At 62.1% G+C, this 19398-nt stretch carries 17 protein-coding genes; 9 read left to right on the top strand and 8 right to left on the bottom strand.

Features of this window, described 5'->3' with window-relative positions; genetic code table 11:
* Positions 1-25: 25 nt before the first annotated feature.
* Together AWB82_RS02845 and AWB82_RS02840 are read right to left on the bottom strand one after the other, a co-directional pair.
* Positions 26-910, bottom strand: a complete 885-nt coding sequence (locus AWB82_RS02845; protein ID WP_086965637.1) for an amidohydrolase family protein — start codon at positions 908-910, stop codon at positions 26-28.
* Positions 903-2186: an MFS transporter gene (locus AWB82_RS02840; RefSeq protein ID WP_086965636.1), complete on the bottom strand. Its 1284-nt coding sequence runs from the start codon at positions 2184-2186 to the stop codon at positions 903-905. The genes AWB82_RS02845 and AWB82_RS02840 overlap by 8 nt, the downstream gene beginning before the upstream one ends.
* 126 nt (positions 2187-2312) lie before the next feature.
* On the opposite strand from AWB82_RS02840, the gene AWB82_RS02835 reads away from it, so the two are divergent.
* The 4 genes from AWB82_RS02835 (at position 2313) to AWB82_RS02820 (ending at position 6462) form a co-directional block, all read left to right on the top strand.
* Complete coding sequence (locus AWB82_RS02835; protein WP_086965635.1) at positions 2313-3194, top strand: LysR family transcriptional regulator; 882 nt, start codon at positions 2313-2315, stop codon at positions 3192-3194.
* A gap of 21 nt (positions 3195-3215) precedes the next feature.
* Positions 3216-4394 (top strand): alpha/beta fold hydrolase, encoded by a 1179-nt coding sequence (locus tag AWB82_RS02830; RefSeq protein WP_086965634.1) that lies wholly within the window; start codon positions 3216-3218, stop codon positions 4392-4394.
* A gap of 151 nt (positions 4395-4545) precedes the next feature.
* A complete protein-coding gene (locus AWB82_RS02825; RefSeq protein ID WP_086965633.1) occupies positions 4546-5742 on the top strand; it encodes an acyltransferase family protein in 1197 nt (398 codons plus the stop codon).
* A gap of 15 nt (positions 5743-5757) precedes the next feature.
* Positions 5758-6462 carry a class I SAM-dependent methyltransferase gene (locus tag AWB82_RS02820; RefSeq protein WP_086965632.1) on the top strand — a complete coding sequence of 235 codons (705 nt, stop codon included), beginning with the start codon at positions 5758-5760 and terminating at the stop codon, positions 6460-6462.
* Here AWB82_RS02820 and AWB82_RS02815 read toward each other — a convergent pair.
* Entirely contained in the window at positions 6447-7754 is a 1308-nt protein-coding gene (locus AWB82_RS02815) for an MATE family efflux transporter (RefSeq protein ID WP_235023146.1), read from the bottom strand. The two genes, AWB82_RS02820 and AWB82_RS02815, sit on opposite strands and share 16 nt — an antisense overlap.
* 403 nt (positions 7755-8157) lie before the next feature.
* The gene (locus AWB82_RS02810) at positions 8158-9531 is read right to left on the bottom strand and encodes a sigma-54 dependent transcriptional regulator (protein WP_086965630.1); all 1374 of its coding nucleotides are present in this window, start codon (positions 9529-9531) and stop codon (positions 8158-8160) included.
* A gap of 392 nt (positions 9532-9923) precedes the next feature.
* Between AWB82_RS02810 and AWB82_RS02805 the strand changes: the two genes are divergently transcribed.
* On the top strand, positions 9924-10853 hold the full coding sequence (locus AWB82_RS02805) for a response regulator (RefSeq protein WP_268811015.1): 930 nt from the start codon (positions 9924-9926) through the stop codon (positions 10851-10853).
* A 22-nt stretch (positions 10854-10875) separates the two neighbouring features.
* On the opposite strand, the gene AWB82_RS02800 is transcribed toward AWB82_RS02805, so the two are convergent.
* Positions 10876-14838, bottom strand: coding sequence for a response regulator (locus AWB82_RS02800; RefSeq protein ID WP_235023144.1), 3963 nt, complete (start codon positions 14836-14838; stop codon positions 10876-10878).
* Between the two features lie 512 nt (positions 14839-15350).
* Between AWB82_RS02800 and AWB82_RS36925 the strand changes: the two genes are divergently transcribed.
* Together AWB82_RS36925 and AWB82_RS02795 are read left to right on the top strand one after the other, a co-directional pair.
* Entirely contained in the window at positions 15351-15488 is a 138-nt protein-coding gene (locus AWB82_RS36925; RefSeq protein ID WP_143756673.1) for a DUF3563 family protein, read from the top strand.
* A gap of 24 nt (positions 15489-15512) precedes the next feature.
* Positions 15513-16355, top strand: a complete 843-nt coding sequence (locus AWB82_RS02795; RefSeq protein ID WP_407642969.1) for an alpha/beta fold hydrolase — start codon at positions 15513-15515, stop codon at positions 16353-16355.
* 1 nt (position 16356) lies between these two features.
* Here AWB82_RS02795 and AWB82_RS02790 read toward each other — a convergent pair whose 3' ends face one another.
* Both AWB82_RS02790 and AWB82_RS02785 read right to left on the bottom strand, forming a co-directional pair.
* A complete protein-coding gene (locus AWB82_RS02790) occupies positions 16357-17004 on the bottom strand; it encodes a VC0807 family protein (protein ID WP_086965626.1) in 648 nt (215 codons plus the stop codon).
* Positions 17005-17166: 162 nt separating this feature from the next.
* Entirely contained in the window at positions 17167-17475 is a 309-nt protein-coding gene (locus AWB82_RS02785) for a hypothetical protein (protein WP_086965625.1), read from the bottom strand.
* 221 nt (positions 17476-17696) lie between these two features.
* On the opposite strand from AWB82_RS02785, the gene AWB82_RS02780 reads away from it, so the two are divergent.
* Positions 17697-17918, top strand: a complete 222-nt coding sequence (locus AWB82_RS02780; protein ID WP_086965624.1) for a YdcH family protein — start codon at positions 17697-17699, stop codon at positions 17916-17918.
* Between the two features lie 60 nt (positions 17919-17978).
* On the top strand, positions 17979-19061 hold the full coding sequence (gene ppk2 / locus AWB82_RS02775) for a polyphosphate kinase 2 (RefSeq protein ID WP_407642968.1): 1083 nt from the start codon (positions 17979-17981) through the stop codon (positions 19059-19061).
* Here the strand turns inward: ppk2 and AWB82_RS02770 are convergent.
* Positions 19058-19398: LysR substrate-binding domain-containing protein (locus tag AWB82_RS02770; RefSeq protein ID WP_235023143.1), on the bottom strand; the 341-nt coding region annotated here is incomplete at its 5' end. The two genes, ppk2 and AWB82_RS02770, sit on opposite strands and share 4 nt — an antisense overlap.

Below are 19398 nucleotides of genomic sequence, written 5' to 3'. Positions count from 1 at the left end.
ATGCGCATCGGCGCTCGCGCGAACGTCACGCGAAGCGGAACAGGGCGCGCGCCGAATCGCGCAACACGATGGTACGCAGCGATGCGTCCGGAATCCAGCGGTCGAGCGCGTCGCGCGAAGCGCCGTAGTCGATCAGGCTTTGATGTTGCGTATGCGGCCAGTCGCTGCCCCACACGAGCCGCGCGGCGCCGAATGAGTCGAGCAAGGCGGATGTGAGCGTTTGGCCGAGCGGTGTGCCGCTTTCGCCGTGCATGCTGCGGTAAGCCGCGGATAGCTTGACCCACACGCGACCGCTTCGCGCCGTCGTCAGAAGATAGCGAAAGCCCGGATCGTCCGCGCCGAATGCGGGATCGGGACGGCCGAAATGATCGATCACGATCGTACAGGCTTGTTCTAGCAGCGGAGTGATCAGCATCGGCAGATCCACGGCATCGCGATGAATCTCGACATGCCAGCCGAGCGCATTGATGCGCTTGAATAACTCTTGCCAACGCGCTTCACGCAGATCGGGCAATGCGAGCCCGATAAGATTGAGCCGCATGCCGACGACACCGAGCGCCGCGAGACGATGCAATTCAGCGTCGCTAATCGAAGGATCGATGACGGCTACACCGCGAAAGCGTTGCGGAAAGCGCTGCAGCACATCGAGAAAAAATGAATTGTCCGTGCCCAGAAAACTCGGCTGCACGAGCACGGCATGCGAAACGCCGCTGGCGCGCAAGTGCTCCGCATAGGCATCGAGTGTCGCGTCGTAGTCGGGTGCATGTCGACGATGCGGTGCGAGCGGCAGGCCGCGCACGAAGACATGCGCGTGACTGTCGATCGCCTGTATGCTGGCAGGGCGCGTTTCGAGCCATTGCTCGTCGGCGAGCGTTGAATGAAGTGAATGCGTCATGGATGTATCAGACATGCTTGGGCGAGCGCTCGCTCGAAGCGGTTTGATCGGGCGCGGCCGCGATGCGACGGCCTTTCGTTTCGGGCAACAGCAACGCGGCCACGACGACGAGTCCATATGCGACGCCCGCGTCGATGCCGATAGCCTGTCCGATCGGCATCGAATTGCCCATGTGACCGACGAGCACCGGAAATACGGCCGATACGACGCGCCCGAAGTTATAGCAGAAGCCGACGCCCGTGCCGCGCACGCCTTGCGGATAGAGTTCGTTGAAGAGCGCGCCGAGCGTCGCGGGAATGCCCGCGGAGAAGAGGCCGAGCGGAAAGCTCAGGACGAGCATTCCGATATCGCCGATCGGAAGGAACACATAAATGTTGACCGTGATCGCGCAGCAGATTGCGAAGAGAATCACGTTCTTGCGGCGGCCGATCTTGTCTTGCAGCCACGCACTAACGAAACATCCGATGATGAACGCCGTGATCACGACAGCCAGATAGCCGCCCGTGCCGAGCACAGACAAATGCCGCTCGGTCTTGAGGTAAGTGGGCAGCCATGTGGTTATGGCGTGATAACCGCCGTGCGCGCCGAGTCCGATCAATCCGCCGACGATCGTGGTGCGCAGCACCGAAGGATGAAAGATGCCGGCGAGGATGGCGAAAGTATTCTGAGGCTGCGCGTGATCCCGTTCGGCGGGTTTCGATTCGCGCGGCGGCTCTTCGATATTGCGGCGCATATAAACGACGAGCAGTGCCGGGATCAGACCGACGGCGAACAGCACACGCCAGGCCCAGTCGGGCGAGATCCACGAGAACACGATCGTATAGAGCAGAACCGCGCCGGCCCAGCCGAAGCCCCATGCACTTTGCACGATGCCCATAGCCTTGCCGCGATGTTTTGCGCGAATCGTTTCGCTAAGCAATACCGCGCCCGCCGTCCATTCGCCGCCGAAGCCGAGTCCCTGCAGCGACTTGAGCACGAGCAACTGCTCGAAATTCTGTGCGAAGGCGCTGAGAAACGTGAAAAGCGAAAACCAGAGAACCGTCACTTGCAAGGCTTTGACGCGTCCGATTCGATCGGACAACACGCCTGCGAAGAGCCCGCCCAATGCGCCCGCGACGAGCGTCGCGCCGCCGATCAAGCCCGCTTGTCCTTTACCGATGCCCCATGTCGCGATGAGTGTCGGAATGACGAGACTGAATAACTGAGTGTCGACGCCATCGAGCGCCCAGCCTCCAAAACATCCCCATAGCGTGCGTCTTTCCGACTTCGAAATCTCACGGTACCAATTCATCTCGCGTCTCCTGTGCTGGCCCGAAGCCGGCTCTTGTTCAATATGTCACTGCATTCTAGAAACGAATGCCGGCCTCGCATACTATGGATACGTTCATCTTTCATAGCATTTTGATATGCTCGCGATATGGAGACGCGTAACCTCAAATACTTTCTCGCGGTGGTCGATGCCGGCAGCGTCACGCGCGCGGCCGAAGTACTCGATATCGCGCAACCCGCGTTGAGCCAGGCGCTCTCACGCATGGAGCGCGATCTCGGCGTGAAGCTTTTCGAGCGCACGCGGCGTGGCGCGCAATTGACGCCGGCGGGCGAGGCTATCGTCGAAGACATACGATTGAGCGTGGCGCGCATCGATGCCGCGTCGCATCGCGCGCGCGAAATCGGCGCGCAGCGCGGCGGTCGCCTGACGGTTGGCTTTGCATCGGCGGCGCTCTTCAGTCTGTTGCCCCGCGCGATTGCTGCGCTGCGCGAAGAAGTTCCGAACGTCGAGCTCACGCTCAGGGAAATGAGCAACGCGGAGCAGGCCAGTGCGCTTGAGAAAGGCACGATCGATATCGGTTTGCTGCATACGCCTGTCGCGGTGGGCGGACGCATGCGTGAAAAGCTGATCGTCAGAGAGCGTTTGCTAGCGGTGCTGCCCGTGTCTTTTTCCAGCGGCGCCGATGGAAAAGTCGGTTTGAAAGAGTTATCCGATGCAGGCCTCGTCTGGTTTCCGAGCGATCAATTACCGGTTGTTCGCGCGGGCATCCTGAGTGCTTTTCGTAAAGCGGGCTGCGAAGCCAATGTCGTGCAGGACGCGAATCGTTCGCTTACCGTGCTGGCTTGCGTCGCGGCCGGATGCGGCGCATCGCTGCTACCGCAATCCGTGACGGCGCTGCAGTTCGCCGGTGTACGCTTCTGCGACGTGCGCGACGGCGATAACCTGCCGCCGTTCGAACTCAGCGCAATATGGCCGATGCGCTCGCGCCCGACGCTCGCGGACCGCTTCGCCGCCTTGCTCGAAGCATGAGCGCATCGACAGGAGACACGCATGAATGAACCATCAAACGATCTGCCTCTGCCGAACGGTATTCGCGCGCGCATGATCGATAACGGCAATGGCCTTTCGATGCATGTGCTCGAAGCCGGATTCGACGCCCCCGAGCGGCCTTGCATCGTCCTTCTACATGGTTTTCCCGAACTCGCTTACAGTTGGCGCAAAGTTATGAAGCCGCTTGCCGATGCAGGCTTCTATGTTATCGCGCCGGATCAGCGAGGTTATGGGCGCACCATCGGCGGTGCTGCCTCGTTCGAAACCGAGCTCGACGAATTCACCTTTCCGAATCTCGCGCGCGATGTACTGGGTCTCGTGGCGGCGCTAGGTTATCGCAGGGTCGCATCGGTTATCGGTCACGATTTCGGCTCGCCCGTCGCTGCATGGTGCGCATTGATTCGCCCCGATGTATTTGCATCGGTCGTGATGATGAGCGCGCCCTTCGCCGGGCCGCCCGCATTCGCGTTCAATACCGCGAAGCACGATGCGAAGCTCGCGCGGGTCGAAACGGCTCAATCGCTCATGACCGAGGCGGTGGCGGCGCTCGCGTCGCTCGATCCGCCGCGCAAGCACTATCAATGGTATTACTCGGGCGCGCAGGCCAATGAAAATATGCGGCAAGCACCGCAAGGACTCGCCGCGTTCCTGCGCGCGTATTACTACGTCAAGAGCGCGGATTGGCCGGGCAATCATCCGCATCCGCTGGCTTCCGTCACGGCCGAAGAACTGGCCACGTTGCCCACGTACTACGTGATGAACGCAGATGCAACGATGCCGCAAACCGTCGCTGAACATATGCCGGACGCCGATAAGATCGCCGAATGCGCGTGGCTGTCCGATCGGGATTTGAACGTCTATGCGAGCGAATACGCGCGCACGGGGTTTCAAGGCGGATTGAACTGGTATCGCTGCGGCACCGATCCACGCTTCGCCGCTGCACTACGAACCTGGTCCGGACGCACGATCGACGTGCCGTCATGCTTTATCGCGGGGGCGAGCGACTGGGGCTACTATCAGCGACCCGGCGATTTCGAAGCAATGCGCGTGCTGGCCTGCACCGACTTTCGCGCGACGCATCTGATCGAAGGGGCGGGGCATTGGGTGCAGCAGGAGCAACCGAGCACGGTGGTCAGTCGCATACTGCGATTCCTGCGTCAGGATGCGCCAGCCATCTAGCAATGAAAAATGTATCCATACGTGTATGAAGTTTCTTGTTGTAAGAGTTGCCGCTACATCACCCATTTAGCGGAACTTCGCTAAAAATGTTTTTGTCCACGAGCCTCGCGGCCTTTTTTGTAGGTCGGCATGAACCGCGAGGAGAGTATCGATGGATAAAGGACGTGTTGCCGCGCTCGACGCAGGCCGGGCGCTCGCGATCGTCGGGGTAGTCGCAGTACACCTGTCGTTTCAGTTTCCCAATCTGCCGGGCGCCGTGACGCTCATTGCGCGCATGGGCCAATATGGCGTGCAGCTATTCTTCGTAATCAGCGCGATTACAATCTTCATGACGCTCGAAATGGATCACGCCCGCTGCGCGGATGCGCGTCATGTCACGCTGCGCTTCTATATAAAGCGCTTCTTTCGCATAGCGCCGATGTACTACGCCGCGATTGCGGTCTATGGTCTCATCAGCTATGGCGCAACACGCTCGGGCATCGAACGCGCATGGATTCTCGGCGCGCATGGCCCAATGGATGTTCTGCTCAACATGGTCTTTCTGCACGCGCTATCGCCCACTGCGATGAATAACGTCGTGCCGGGCGGATGGTCGATCGGCGTGGAAATGCTGTTCTACCTGATCGCGCCTCTGCTCTTTTTCGTTGCGATGAATCGCGTGCGTCTGTTGCTCGCCACCGTGCTGTTGCTCGGCCTTTCCTGTGCCGTGATGTCGATGAGCGATTGCAACGGCACGCTCGATTGCAATGTCGCCAACAACACGTTCAGCTACTTCTGGCCGCCCGTGCAGGGTCCGTGTTTCATCGTCGGCATGTGGGCCTGGTATGCATTCCGCTCGCATTTGCTCGGCGCGTCCAATGTGACGAAGCGCGTATCGCTGGTCTATTTTTCTCTCGCCCTGGGTTTCGCGCTCGCGACCGCTGCGCTCGGCGTGTGGCTCGACAAGGCGCATGCACTCGCGCCCGTGTTCGCCGCGTGCAGCGCGGTGGCGTTTCTCTTGTTCGTGTGTTCGCGCCATGCCCGCAAGCATCGCGATAGCAAGCATGCCGCGCCGCGCGTCACGCTCGTTCGTCGCGCCGCCGCTGCGCTCGGCCGAGAAAGTTATGGTATTTATCTTTGGCACTTCATCTGCGTCTACACGACGTTTCATTTCTTCGACCGCTTCTTCGGGCAGAAGAATGGAGAGACGTCGCTCGCGCTATTCGGCACGACGCTGATCGCGGTGCTCGTCGTCTCTTATGCCCTGTCCCGCGTGTCGGACCGGCTGATTCAAGGGCGTGCCACGCGCTTGTCGAGACGCTTGCTCGCATCGGTCGATCGACGCTTTCATCTGACGCGCGACGCTTGAAACGCGAGGATAGACATGAGCGGTGAACGCCTGACGGAAAGCCGGCATGGTTCGGCTTTCCCGCTGTCGAAATACACGCGCGCGTTCATTCGTTTCGCGCGCAAGCGAGGCGGCGTAGTGCTCGATATCGGCGCGGGCTATGGAACCGCGTCGGTGCCCGCGCTGAGCAAGCGCACGCGTGTTATCGCGAACGACATCTCGCGCGCGCAACTGGAACAGATCCGGCAGGCGGCGCCGGCCGAGCTCGCGAGCAATCTCGTTCTGCTGGAAGGCGCGTTCCCGCACTACGATCTCGAAGCCTCTTCTCTCGATGCTATTCTCGCGTCGCATGTACTGCATTTTCTCGCGCCCGATGATTTCCGTGTGGGCATAACCAGGTTATACGATTGGCTGAAGCCCGAAGGCAAAGCATTCGTGCTGTGTTTCACGCCGTATCATCGATTCATGGCGAAAATGATTCCGGACTACGAGCGCGCGGTTGCATCGGGTAGTGCATGGCCCGGGCTAACGGAGAATTCGGACCGCTACGCGCTCGTGCCGAAACTCTTGCCCGCAACGGTCAACCTGATGGATCCGACGGTCCTTGCGCGCGAGTTTCTGCGTGCGGGCTTTCGCCTCGAATGCGTGGAATTCACGCCGTGTCCTCGCGGCCTGAATCCGGAGTATTTCCCGCTCGACGGCCGGGAATGGGCCGGACTCATCGCCTACAAGAGCGCCTGATTCGTCGTAGTAGCGGCGTGTAAATCGAAGCGCCTGCCGCGCGTGCGATATAACACGATGCTCACCGCGAGCGTCGCCAGTTCGGTGATAGCGACGGTCATCCAGATGCCGCGCGGACCGAACCATTCAGTCAGAAGCCAGAGCATCGACAAGAGCAATAACCAGCTTCGCAAAAGGGCGACGATCATCGACGCGAGCGGCGCCTCGATCGCAGTCAGATAACCGCTGATCGCAACGTTGATCGCGGCCGGCAGGAACGCGAGCGCGCACCACGGCAATGCGTCGCGCAGAAGCGCCTGTGCCGCTGGACTGTCGGGCACGAAGAGCGCCCCGAGCGGTTGCGCCAGCGTGAGGATCGCGAAGGCGGCGGCGAGCGCGAAGCCGGTGGCGAACACGATGCCGATCGAAAACCCGCGCGACACGGCGTGCGCATTGCCCGCGCCGCGCTGGAAGCTCACGATCGGCTGCATGCTCTGCACGAGCGCGACCATTGTTACCGACGCGATCATCGTCATGTATTCCACGACCGCGAACGCGACGAGACCGGTGTCGCCGAGCCAGCGCAAAACCGCGTGATTGAACGCGAAGAGCGTGACGCTCGGCGCTATCTCGCCGAGAAATTCCGAACCGCCGTTATAAGCCATGCGCCACGCATGATCGAGCCGCGCGAACGCACGGGCGACAGGGCGAACGTGCCGCGCCTTGACAAAGTGATAGGCCAGCATCGGCATGCAGGCGAGCGCCTGGCTGATGCCCGATGCGAGCGCCGCGCCGCGCATGCCCCATTGCATGTGACTCACCATCCACCAGGTCAATGCGACATCGGCGATGCCGCCCGCGATCAGGCAGACGAGACCGAATCTGGCCGCGCCTTCGATGCGCAAGAACAATTCGAGCGCATAACATGCGGTCGGAAACAGGAGGAATGGCGCATACGCATGCAGGAATTCTTTTGCGAGGCGTGCGAGCTCGCCGCGCGCGCCCGTCCATTGCACGAAGGTATCGGCATAAAAATAAATCGCCAATGCGAACGCAACGCCACATAAGCCGAGCAGCCAGAGCGCTTGCGTGAATGCTTCGGCGGCGTCGCGCTCGCGCCGCTCCCCAAGCAATCGCGAGACGAGCGTCGATCCGCCGACGCCGATCATGACACTGAATGCATAAGGCAGATAAAGCAATGGGACGAGCAGATTCAACGCGGCAAGCGCATCGGGGCCGACGTGGCGTCCGATGAAGATGCCGCTGATGACGGAGTGCACGCAGTACACCCATGCGGCGAGCACGGTGGGCACTGCGTAGTTCGAAAATTGACGAACGAGAGAAGCATTGTTATGCGAAACCATGACTGATAACCCGACGTTACTCGCTAGGCATGCCACAACGCATTCGCGACGCATCCGGCGTGCGAGTCGAGTTTATGGCATGGCGCATGAGCGCAATATGAGCGCGCCGGAACACACTCGGCGGGCGCATATGAATGAAACGAGACTGCGTAGTGCGCGTTTCTGGCGGCGCGAGATACGCCAGCGGACTACGAGAGGAAATGCATGACGGGGCTAACGGCGCAAATTGCGCGATGCCACCTCAGGCTTTCACGATGCGGTGGTTGGAGCGATGCGCGCCAATGAAGGTTCCCTTTGGCGTTCTTAAGCGAATCATGATTCACGCACTATTCATGCGCCGGGGCGCGGCATGTCAGCCGCCCGACGCCTCCAGCGGTCTGTCGGATTTCGGGCGCAATCCATAAGCGGTCAGCATGCGATACAGCGTGACGCGCGAGATACCCAATTCATCCGCTGCTTCGCCGAGACGTCCGCGATGACGCAAGAGCGCCACTTCGATAGCCTGCCGCTCGGCCGCTTCGCGTGCTTGCGCAAGTGTCATCGGCGCGGCTTCTGCATACTCGCCCAGTTCGAGGTCGCTTGCCAGTATCTGCCGTCCTTCCGACATGACGATTGCGCGACGCACGCGATTGATCAACTCGCGCACATTGCCGGGCCAGCCATAGTTATGCAGCGCTGCAATCGCGCAAGGTGCGAAGCCGCGCAGTCGCCGGCTCGCATCCTTTCTGAAGCGATCGAGCATGTGATTCGCCAGCAGTTCGATATCCTTGCCGCGCACGCGCAACGGCGGCTCGTCGATCTGCAATACACACAGACGATGGTACAAATCCGCGCGGAAGCGTCCTTCGAGCATCGCCGCCTGCATGTCGACGTGCGTCGCCGAAATGATGCGGACATCGATGTCCGTCGATCCTTGTCCGCCCAGGCGCTCAATCTTGCGTTCCTGCAGAAAGCGCAACAGACTCGCCTGGCTTTCGAGCGGCAGATCGCCGATTTCATCGAGAAAGAGCGTGCCGCCGTCGGCTGCTTCCACGCGTCCTATCTTGCGTTGAGTCGCGCCGGTGAACGCGCCGCGCTCATAACCGAAGAGTTCCGACTGCAATAAATGCGCGGGAATCGCGCCGCAGTTGATCGCGACGAATGGTTGCTCGCGCCGCACCGACCGCTCGTGAATCGCGACTGCAGTGAGTTCCTTGCCTGTTCCGGATTCGCCCGAGATGAAAACGGGGGCGTCGGTCATCGCGACTTTGCGAATCGAGCGATACAGCGCCTGCATCGCATCGCAGGAGCCGAGCATGCTGCCTTCCTTGCAATCGTCCTTGCGCGGATCGCTGTTCGCGGTGTCGCGCAGCGAGACCATGCCGTATGCATGCCCGACTGCATCGACGATACGGTCGGCGGTGGAGGGCACCGTCACATAGTCGAAACAGAAATCGCGAATCAGGCGGCAGATATCGGGGTTATCGACGTGCTCGGCGTCGACGGTCGCGACCCAGCCGATCTGATAACTTGCGAGCATCGCGGTGAGCGTGGCCGCATCTCGGGCAAAGCCCCGGCTCGTCAGGTCGACAATACCCGCGGCGGCGCGTTTGCCGTGTTTGGCGGATTTGGGCGGCTTCGCCGGGTCGATACGCTCGACTGTCCAGCCACGAGCGCACAAACGCTCGGAAACATCGTCCGATAACACGCGGCCCACGAAATAGAGCGTTCTGGCTTCCCCGTACATGGCTTTTCCCCGGCTTTTATAGATATGGAAGCCAGTATGCGCCTGGATGTCGCAATGTAAAAAGCCTCGCAAACGATAAGCCGATTTTGAATGTTTACATTGATCTGCGGATTCGATTAAAAACGTCATAGCATTTTTTGCGAGACGCCCGTGCGGAAATTGGCAGCACGCGCGTGCTTTAGCGGGCTAAGCCAATCCCAGCGTGAAAGCAGCCTCGGCGCGGCGGCGGAATAACTTACTTATCTACTTATGAATATGATTAGTCACTTAAGTATTTGTGCGACCGAAGTTGGCAAACGACGAAATATCAGATAATTAATCACTTCGTTGCATTTTTTGAGTTTGCGGCGCTCGCATTGCGAGCGTAGAGTTCAGAGGGTGCCTCTTGTCTGATGAATAACCGTTCGAACATGGAAAAAGCAGAGAGCTCCACTTCAACGTATCAGCCGCGATTGCTTCTCGTCGACGACGACCCGGCGATGATTCGCATCATCGGAGAAATGCTCGCGGAGTTTCCCGACCAGCGCTTCGCCACCACCGGCGAGGCGGCCCTCGCGCTGGCGCGTGAGTCGACGCCGGACCTCATTCTTCTCGACGCCAATCTGCCCAACATGACGGGCTTCGATGTCTGCGAGATCCTCAAGCGCGATGCGAAGCTCGCGCGCGTGCCGGTGATTTTCGTCACCAGTCACGACGCGCCCGCGCTCGAAGTCGACGCGTTCAACATCGGCGCGGCCGATTACGTGATCAAGCCGCTCGTCGCGCCGCGCCTGCAGGCACGCGTGCGGGCACAGCTTCGTTTGCGGCATCGCGTGATGCAAGCGCAGGCGCGTCGGCAACAGGAGGGCAAGGCGGCGGCCTCGAAGCCTACGGGTGTGCGTGTGCTCGGCATCCTCGCGGACGACATGATCGAGGCGCACAGGCATGCGCTCGAAGCCATCGGCGCACTCGACCTGGTGAAGGATTGCGATGCCGCGCTGCGTCTGGCACGAAGCAAGGAGCCGGATGCAATCGTGCTGGATGCGCGTAACTGCGATAACCCTTGCGCAGCCGTGCGCGCATTGCTGTCGGAACTGGCTCACGTGCCGATCGTCGTGCTTGCCGATGCACACGATGTCGAAACGGAGCGATGCACGCTCGATGCGGGCGCGGCGGATGTTATCGCGAAACCGGCCAGATCCGCTGTTTTGCAGGCGCGCGTGCAAGGCGCGCTAGCTTCGGCGCGCAAGGCACGGGAAGAATTGCGCGCGCTGCTGGAATCGGCGAGCGGCGCGAACGTTCATCCGTTTCCGGTATTCGTTCGCGATGCGCACGGCGACTAACTTATAGCGTCTTCGGCTCCGCTCAGACCTGTTCGAGCATATCGCGCGCGATCTCGGATGCGCGCGCGAAGTCGAGTGCGCGCACGCACGCGAGAAATTGCCCGAAGTCCTCGCGATACGCGTTCGGCGCATGCGGCGACAACTTCTCGGATAGCGCGATCGCTTGCAGATTCGATGCATCGAGCAATTCGACGATAGCGCCAAGACGCGCGCGCCAGTCTTCGTCTTTCAGCGACGAGATGTTCGCGGAACCCTCCGCATGCGATTGAGCCGGCCCGAATTCATCGACGAGTTGCGCCACGCTCGATGCAAGTAACCGCTGCATGTGCGGCACATTCGCGCGCGCTGCTTCGAGCAGATGCGCGTCGTTTTCAAGTGTGCCTGCGAGCTTCGCGAGCGCCGCCGCGCCGATTGTGCCCGCGCTGCCTTTGATCGCATGCAGCATCGATGCCGCGCGTTGTACGTCATGCGCCGTGAGCGCCGATGCAAGCGTCGTCAATTGCTTACGCGTCTGCGCGCCGAAGCCGTCGATCGCGTTGCGGATCAGATCGACATTCCCGCCGAAGCGCGCGACGATCGAATCGCGCGGCTCGATGATCGATTCGATATCCGCATTCGTGTGCTGCGTGCCGGACGCTGGCGTCGTGTGTCCAGTGTGTTCTCGCAGCACTGTCACCAGCCGCTCGACATCGATCGGCTTGCCCACGTGTTCGTTCATGCCGGCCTGCAAACAGGCGTCGCGATCCGCACCCGATGCATTGGCCGTCATCGCGATGATCGGCAGCGCGGCGAAGCGGCCGTCCGCGCGAATGAGGCGCGTCGCTTCGAGCCCGTCGAGATCGGGCATCTGCACGTCCATCAGCACGGCATCGAAGAGCACGTCGGCGGCCATGACCCGATCGACGCCTTCACGGCCGTTTTGCGCGAGCGTCACGGACGCGCCTTCCGCAAGCAACAGGCCTTCGGCGACCTGACGGTTGAGCGCATTGTCCTCGACCACGAGTAACGCGAGTCCGGCAAGGCGGCGGGCTTTTTTCGCGAGCGGCGGCGTGCCGGGCCGCATCGTTTCGATACCGCGAGGCAGCGCGGCGCGGATTGCGGCGGCGAGTTGCTTCGGCGTCACGGGCTTGGTCAGGAAGCCGGCGAAGGGCGCGGCGCCGCTTTCCTGCGACTCTCTGAGCACCTCCCGGCCGAACGCCGTGACGAGCAGCACGAGCGGCGGCGTGGCGCGGCCCTTCATCGCGTGGATCTGCCTGGCGACGTGCAGTCCGTCGAGTCCGGGCATGCGCCAGTCGAGCAGGGCGATGTCGTAGGGCGCATCGCTCAACGCGGCGTCCCTGATGCGTTCGATCGCCTCGGTCCCGCTCGTCACGATGTCCGCGCGCCAGCCGAGCGAATGCACCGTGCGCGACATGATCTCGCCGGCGATCGCGTTGTCGTCGGCGATAAGAATGCGCGCGCCACGTTCGAGGATCACGCCGTCGTCGTGCGTCGACGCGTCCGCCCTTTCGACGCCGAGCGTAATGTCGAACCAGAAGCGGCTGCCTTCCCCGACGCGGCTCTCGACTTCGAGCTGGCCGCCCATCATCGCGACGAGCCGCTTGCTGATAACGAGCCCGAGTCCGGAGCCTCCGTACCGGCGCGACGTCGATGCTTCCGCCTGCGTGAAGCCCTCGAAGATGCGCCCGAGTTGTTGCTCGCTGATGCCGATGCCGCTGTCGCTCACCGCGACGCGCACGCGCACCGCATCGCCCGTTGCATCGCCGGTTGCATCGCACGCGTCATCGACTTGATGCACGCCCACGACGATCTGTCCCGCCGACGTGAATTTGAGCGCGTTGCCCGCGAGATTGATGAGCACCTGCTGAAGCCGGAAGCTATCGCCGACGAGCACCGCCGGCAAGGACGGATCGAGGTCGAACAGCACTTCGACATCCTTCGTGCCCTGATTGCCCGAGAGCACGATCCCGAGCTCTTGCATCAGCTTCTCCGGCTCGAACGGATGGCTGTCGAGTTGCAGCTTGCCCGCCTCGATCTTCGAGTAATCGAGGATGTCGTTGAGCAGGCTCAGCAGCGACCTGGCCGCGATTTCCGCCTTGCTCACATAGTCCTGCTGGCTCGCATCGAGCGCGGTCAGTTGCACGAGATGCAGCATGCCGAGCACCGCGTTCATCGGTGTACGGATTTCGTGGCTCATGTTCGCGAGAAACGACGACTTCGCGGCGCTCGCCGCATCCGCCTGTTCCTTCGCATTGCGCAGATGGAACTCCAGCTCGTATTGATCCGTGATGTCGTAGTTCACGCCGGTCATGACGACTGGCGTTCCATTGGCGTTGCGCTGCGTGCGCAAGCCGCTCTGGATGCGCCGCGTCGTGCGGTCGGGCAGGACGATGCGAAACGGCGGCAAGGTCTCGGTTTCTCCGGCGGCCGCCGCGCGCAGGCCCGCCACGATCGCGTCGTGATCCTCGGGATGAATGCGCAGACGCCAATGCTCGAAGTGCAGGCCGTTGTCGAGCATCTCAGGTGGATATTGATAAATCTCGAACATGCGCGCGTTCCAGTGCAGCTTTCCCGAAGCGAGATCCCAGGACCAGATGCCCAGTTCGGCGATGTCCGCCGCGAGCAGCAACTGGTCGCGCGCGTGCGCCAGTTCGCTTCGTTCCTTTCGCTGCCGGGAAATATCCGTAATTACCGATACAAAATGCAAAGCGCCATCGAGACGCATCGCGCCCGTCGAAACATGCGCGGGAAACGAGGTACCGTCCTTGCGTTGTCCGGCGAGTTCGCAGTCGGCGGTCGCAACGCCGCCATCGCCCTTGAATTGCATTATGTATTCGTTATACGAATCCAGATGCGGCGGCGGCACCAGCATCCGGATGTTTTGCCCGATGACCTCGTTCGCCTTGTAGCCGAATACCTTTTCGCCCGCCGAATTGAAAGAGCGGATCGCGCCGCGCTCGTCCACGGTGATGATCGGGCTGATCGCGGTGTCGAGCACGGTCTGAGTCGTCGCGAGGCTGCGCGCGAGCGCCTGCTCGATGCGCGTGCGCGTCGTGACCTGGCGCACGAGCCGCGCGCCGAACATCGCGATGACGAGCGCGAGCACGGTCGTGACGGACGCGTGCCAGAGCGTGTCGCGCCACCAGGGCGCGAGGATTTCGTCTTCCGCCAGCGCTGCCGCGACGAAGAGCGGATAGTCCTGCAATTCCCGCAGGCTATTGAGACGCGTGATGTGGTCCTGCGACGAGCGCGTCGTGAACACGCCCGAGCCGCCCTGTTCCATATGCGAGCGAAAGAGGGCCGTGTCGTTCACGTTCTTGCCGACAAAACGGTCCTCGAACGGACGGCGCACGAGCATCACGCCCGAGTTCAGGACGAGTACCGCCGCGCCCGACTGGCCGAGATCGAGGCTGTCGTAGAAGCGCGAGAAGAAGTCGATGTCGATGGTCGCGAGCGCGACGCCCGCGAAGCTGCCATCGGGCGCATCGATGCGGCGCGACACCGGCACGATCCACTTTCCGGTCGAGCGACTCTTGACCGGCGGCCCGATGTGCGCCCCCTGATCGGTATGTGTGCGGTGATATGCGAAATACTCGCGGTCCGAGTTATTGAAGCGCGATTCGAGCGTCGGCTGCGAATTGACGATCCATGCGCCGGTCTTGTCGTAGATGAAGAGCCCGTTCAGTTGCGGCAACTGCTCGACGCGCGACGCGAGCGAACGATGCAGCCGCGCGAGCGCCGCGGGCGACGTGCCGTCTTCCTCGACGCGCTCCACCATGCCGATGAGCGTCGTATCGGCTTCCTTGAAGGTGTCGTTCGCGTGCTGCGCCATCGCGCGCGCGAGGTTGGACGTCGCCGACGTCATCTCGTCGATCTGCACGCGGCGCGCGGCGACGCTGCGCCATAGATCGGTGCCGACCAGAAGCACGCAGACGACGACGATGAACAGCGTCATCCTGAAAGTGAGCGAATGGCGACTGTGCACGCCGTTGGTCTCCGAATGAGCGAACGTAGGGCGCAAAGATCGAACGCTGCCGTATCTTATCGTGCCATTCGGGGGAAGCCGGTCGATGGGCGGACGAGGCGAATGATGCGTTTTGCGCGGCTATCGGACCTGTTTACGGCGCCGCGTCGCGAAAGCTTGATCCCTTGCGACGGGAATATTTTCGCGGCTTTTTCCGTATCTCACGCAAGGAGCCGTTTCTGACGAAGCCCGGAAACATGTTCGAGGTTCGCCGTCTTTCAGAACCGAAAGCGTTGGCTCGCGCCCGACACTCCGGACGGCCCGCGCACGACTGAGTTCGCGCCGGGCCTCGTGGCACAAAGGTTTGGCGAAACTGGCACGGTCGCTGCATTGCATACCGACACCGCCGCCTCAGCGACTCTCCGTTTTTACTCGTCCTGCACGATCGCTCGGCCGGCATTTCATGAAACGACTCGTTGGCGCAAGTGGAGCAAATCATGTTGGGATACCTAATCAATGTCGGAAGGGACTTAATGCTGCCGCATCTGATCCACTGGACCGGGAATCTGCTGGACCGTGCGGAGCATAGCCGCCGCGATGCCTATCTGGAATCGTGCGCGGATATCGGCGAACTTGAGCGCCGCATGCGCGCGTGCGATACCGAGGCCTGATCAATCACAAAGCGAGGACGAACGATGATGGCTTCGAACGACGAACACACGGCGGCGCCGGTTATCGCGCTGCATTGCTCGGGCTCGGGCGCGAATCAATGGCGACAACTCGGCGAAACGCTCGACGCACGCAATGCGCTTAATGCGCTCAACACGGATCACGCGCGCTATACGTTGATGGCGCCGGAGCATTATGGCTGCGACAGCGTCGGGCCGTGGAGCGGCGAGCGGGCGTTCACGCTTGCGGACGAAGCGGCTCGCACGGTCGAGATCATCGATCGTCAGCGCGGCAAGGTGCATCTGGTCGGACATTCGTATGGCGGTGGCGTCGCGTTGCGCGCGGCCCTTGAGCGGCCCCACGGCGTCGCGAGCATCACGCTTTACGAGCCTTCGGCGTTTCATCTGCTGAAGGGCATGGGCGCGCGCGGCGCGACGGAATTCGCGGAGATTCTCGCAATCGCGGCGCGCACCGCGGAGGGCGTCGTGGCGGGCGATCTGCGCGGCGCGGCGCGTTCGTTTGTCGACTATTGGGGCGGGCATGGCGCGTGGTCGGCGCTGCGGCCGTCCGTGCAGGCGATGCTTACCCGCTGGGTGCCGAAAGCGCCGCTCGATTTTCGCGCGCTGATCCACGAGCCCACGCCGGCGAGCGCGTATGCGAGACTGCGCATCCCGACGCTCGTCATGCGCGGCGAACACGCGCCCGCACCCACGCGGCTGATCGCGGAGAGCTTGCCCGATCTAATGCCGGCGGCGAAGCTGATCGTCGTGCCGGACGCGGGACATATGGGGCCGCTCACGCATGCTTGCGCGGTGAACGCGGCGATCGCGGATCATATCGCCAGTGCGACGTGCGCGCCGCTTGCCTAGCCTAGCCGAGCAGACCGTCGCGCGACGACGCGCTTGCTCCCTGACGCTGGATAAGCCGCGCGCGAAACCAGAACGTCCACGCGAGCAATCCGCCATAAATCGCGTAGCTCACGACCGGCGAGACGACGAGATAGCGCTCGACGGGCCACGTCCACGCAAACCAGAAACGCAGCACCGTTTCGAGCGAGAGTCCGACGCCCCACACGAGCGTCATGAGCCGCAACGACATGCGCAGCGGAGCGCTTTCGCGCCAGTACGCCTCGAAGCGCTCCGCGCCGTGTTCCTGCTCGCGTGTGACGGTTGCGCGGGCGAGATAGAAGACGAGCGGACGCTCGAAGAAAAGCGAGATCAGAAACACGATGCCGGTTGCGCCCGCCGCGAGCGATTCGCGCACGAGCAGGATGCGCGGGCTGCCGCCCATCGCGAGCATCACGATCGACAGCGCGATGCCGAACAACACGAGCGCGGAGAGCGCATCCACCCGGCGCGAGCGCGCGAATTCGGCGACGCTCCACACGAGCGGCGGCGCGGCCGATGCGTAAAGCGCGCCGACATCGCCCCAATACGGCAGCGCGAGCCGGTACGCGAGCCACGGAAGCAGCAGATTCGCGGCGAGTTCGAGCACGAGACCGGGCTTGATCTTTTTCATGGACTCAGGGATACGCGCTTTGCACGCTGGACCTGGAGCCAAGTATAAAAGATCGGAAGCGCGCGCCTGTGTGCGAATGCGCGCGCGCCGGTTCGTCGGGGAACTCCGTCGAAAAGCCGAGCCGCTGCCCGATCGGCATGCGGCCCGACGCGCAAATTGAAGTTACTTCTTCGGACTCGCGCCCGCGGCGGCGGCCGTTCCGGGCGCTGCGCCGTTCGCGGTGTTGCCCGCGTTAGGGTTGAAAGTCGAATTCGCGTTGTAATTCGGCGTGGTCGTGGTCGCATTCGGCGTGTTCGGCGTCGCCGGTTTCATGGGCTTCGGCTGCAAGGTCTGGTTGATGACGCCCATTTGCCCCATTTTCTTCGCGGCCTGGCTGTCCGCGCTGGCTGCCGTGGCGAAGCACAAGCCAGCAGCGGCGATCAACGCAATATGCAGGGCGCGGCCCTGCGCGCGATTGCGGTATTTCTTCATGACGGCCTCCTTGGCTCATGCCGGCCGCGCGGATGCCCGGCCGGCGACATCATTGTGTGCAAGGACGATACCCGGCGGGAAGAGGGTTTTGCCTAGGTGCGGGCAGGTTCGATCTCGGCGGTCTAATGCAGCATCGCTTGATATTCGTCTAAGAAAACGGCTCCTCCGGTCGGTAACATGTACTTCGAAATACTAATTTTCAACGACCCAAAGGATCAAGCATGTTTCCAGAATATCGCGATCTCATCTCGCGCCTGAAGACCGAGGACGGCCATTTCTCACGGCTCTTCGAGCGCCACAACGAACTCGATCATCAGATCTCCAACATGGAGACGGGCGTCACGCCCACGGACACCTTCGCCATCGAATCGCTGAAAAAAGAAAAGCTGCTTCTGAAGGACAAGCTGTACGCGGTCTTGAAAAAGGCGCGCGAAGCCGCCTGAAGACGAACCAGGTGAGAGACAGAGACACCGGAGCAACAACCTTGAGAAGGAATGAAGTTGATGTCGCAAAGTAAGACTGCCGAATCGAGCGATGGCGACATCGCGGCACAAACGGAGCTGGCCTCCATCGAACGAGAAGAAACGGACGGCGCGGTGGAAGCGGCGCGTGACCTGCTGACGAGCAGTCTCGATGACATACTGAAGCAATTCGACCCACGAGAGGGCACGCAGCCGGAATCGGTCGTCGATACCGTCAGAACCATGATCGGCGGTATGTCGCCGGACGAAGTATCGGCGTTGCGCGAGCATCTTTTCGATGCCGACCCGATTCTCCGAGCGGCCAGCGGCTCGCCCGACCCGGACGACGAACTGTCGCCGTCGTGGCGCGAAGGCGGCTATCCCTACCGGAATCTGATGTCGCGGCGCGCGTACGAGAAGCAGAAGTATCGGCTTCAGGTCGAACTGCTGAAGTTGCAGGCGTGGGTGCGCGACACCGGCCAGCGCGTCGTGATTCTCTTCGAAGGGCGCGACGCGGCGGGCAAGGGCGGCGCCATCAAGCGCTTCATGGAGCATCTGAATCCACGCGGCGCGCGCGTGGTCGCACTCGAAAAGCCATCCGAGCGCGAGCGCGGCCAATGGTATTTCCAGCGCTATGTCGAGCACTTGCCGACGGCGGGCGAAATCGTGCTCTTCGACCGTTCCTGGTACAACCGCGCGGGCGTCGAGCGCGTGATGGACTTCTGCACGCCCCGCGAATACGAAGACTTCATGCGGCAAGTGCCCCCATTCGAGCGGCATCTCTCGCAAAGCGGCACGCACATCATCAAGCTCTGGTTCTCCGTGAGCCGCGCCGAACAACGCCGCCGCTTTAAGGAGCGCGAGATTCATCCGCTCAAGCAATGGAAGCTGAGTCCGGTCGATCTCGCTTCGCTCGACAAGTGGGACGCATACACCGACGCCAAGGAAGCCATGTTCGCGCATACCGATAGCGCGGATACGCCCTGGTCCGTCGTGCGCTCCGATTGCAAGAAGCGCGCGCGGCTTAATGCGATGCGCTATGTGCTGCACAGGCTGCCGTATGCGAACCGCGATCTCAAGGCGATCGGCGCGGTCGATCCGTTCATCGTCGGGCGGCCGTTCTAGCTCGCGGCTGCGCCGTCCGTCGCGCCGTCCATCAACGTTTGCGCGAGCAGGCGCGCGTGCGGCGTAAGCGCGCGGAAGTCGCGCGCGCACAGATGCAGGCGGCGCGTGGCCCACGGCTCGGATAGCGGCACGACAACGAGCGCGGGCCGCTCCAGCATGCGCGCCGACGCCTCCGACAAAATAGCGAGTCCGATGCCCGCTTCGACCAGCATCCCGACGTTGTCGATGCTGCGCATTCGGATGCGATAGCTCATCTGCTGGCCGAGCCGCGACGCGCGCTCGGCCAGATGCAATTCGAGCGCGGCATCGGACAGCCCGACGAACGCCTCGCCCACGA

The sequence above is a fragment of the Caballeronia glebae genome (genome assembly GCF_001545035.1).
GTDB classification, from domain to species: Bacteria; Pseudomonadota; Gammaproteobacteria; order Burkholderiales; family Burkholderiaceae; genus Caballeronia; species Caballeronia glebae.
Note: the sequence above shows the minus strand (reverse complement) of the source record. Positions and strands in the feature narration are given on the sequence as shown.

Bases quoted from the DNA above. Each gene is read 5' to 3' on its own strand.
- AWB82_RS36925 (WP_143756673.1), top strand. From the start codon at position 15,351: ATGCTGCCGCATCTGATCCACTGGACCGGGAATCTGCTGGACCGTGCG.
- AWB82_RS02780 (WP_086965624.1), top strand. From the start codon at position 17,697: ATGTTTCCAGAATATCGCGATCTCATCTCGCGCCTGAAGACCGAGGAC.
- AWB82_RS02830 (WP_086965634.1), top strand. From the start codon at position 3,216: ATGAATGAACCATCAAACGATCTGCCTCTGCCGAACGGTATTCGCGCG.
- ppk2 (WP_407642968.1), top strand. From the start codon at position 17,979: ATGTCGCAAAGTAAGACTGCCGAATCGAGCGATGGCGACATCGCGGCA.
- AWB82_RS02820 (WP_086965632.1), top strand. From the start codon at position 5,758: ATGAGCGGTGAACGCCTGACGGAAAGCCGGCATGGTTCGGCTTTCCCG.
- AWB82_RS02840 (WP_086965636.1), bottom strand. From the start codon at position 2,186: ATGAATTGGTACCGTGAGATTTCGAAGTCGGAAAGACGCACGCTATGG.
- AWB82_RS02835 (WP_086965635.1), top strand. From the start codon at position 2,313: ATGGAGACGCGTAACCTCAAATACTTTCTCGCGGTGGTCGATGCCGGC.
- AWB82_RS02795 (WP_407642969.1), top strand. From the start codon at position 15,513: ATGATGGCTTCGAACGACGAACACACGGCGGCGCCGGTTATCGCGCTG.
- AWB82_RS02810 (WP_086965630.1), bottom strand. From the start codon at position 9,531: ATGTACGGGGAAGCCAGAACGCTCTATTTCGTGGGCCGCGTGTTATCG.
- AWB82_RS02805 (WP_268811015.1), top strand. From the start codon at position 9,924: ATGAATAACCGTTCGAACATGGAAAAAGCAGAGAGCTCCACTTCAACG.
- AWB82_RS02825 (WP_086965633.1), top strand. From the start codon at position 4,546: ATGGATAAAGGACGTGTTGCCGCGCTCGACGCAGGCCGGGCGCTCGCG.
- AWB82_RS02845 (WP_086965637.1), bottom strand. From the start codon at position 910: ATGTCTGATACATCCATGACGCATTCACTTCATTCAACGCTCGCCGAC.
- AWB82_RS02790 (WP_086965626.1), bottom strand. From the start codon at position 17,004: ATGAAAAAGATCAAGCCCGGTCTCGTGCTCGAACTCGCCGCGAATCTG.
- AWB82_RS02785 (WP_086965625.1), bottom strand. From the start codon at position 17,475: ATGAAGAAATACCGCAATCGCGCGCAGGGCCGCGCCCTGCATATTGCG.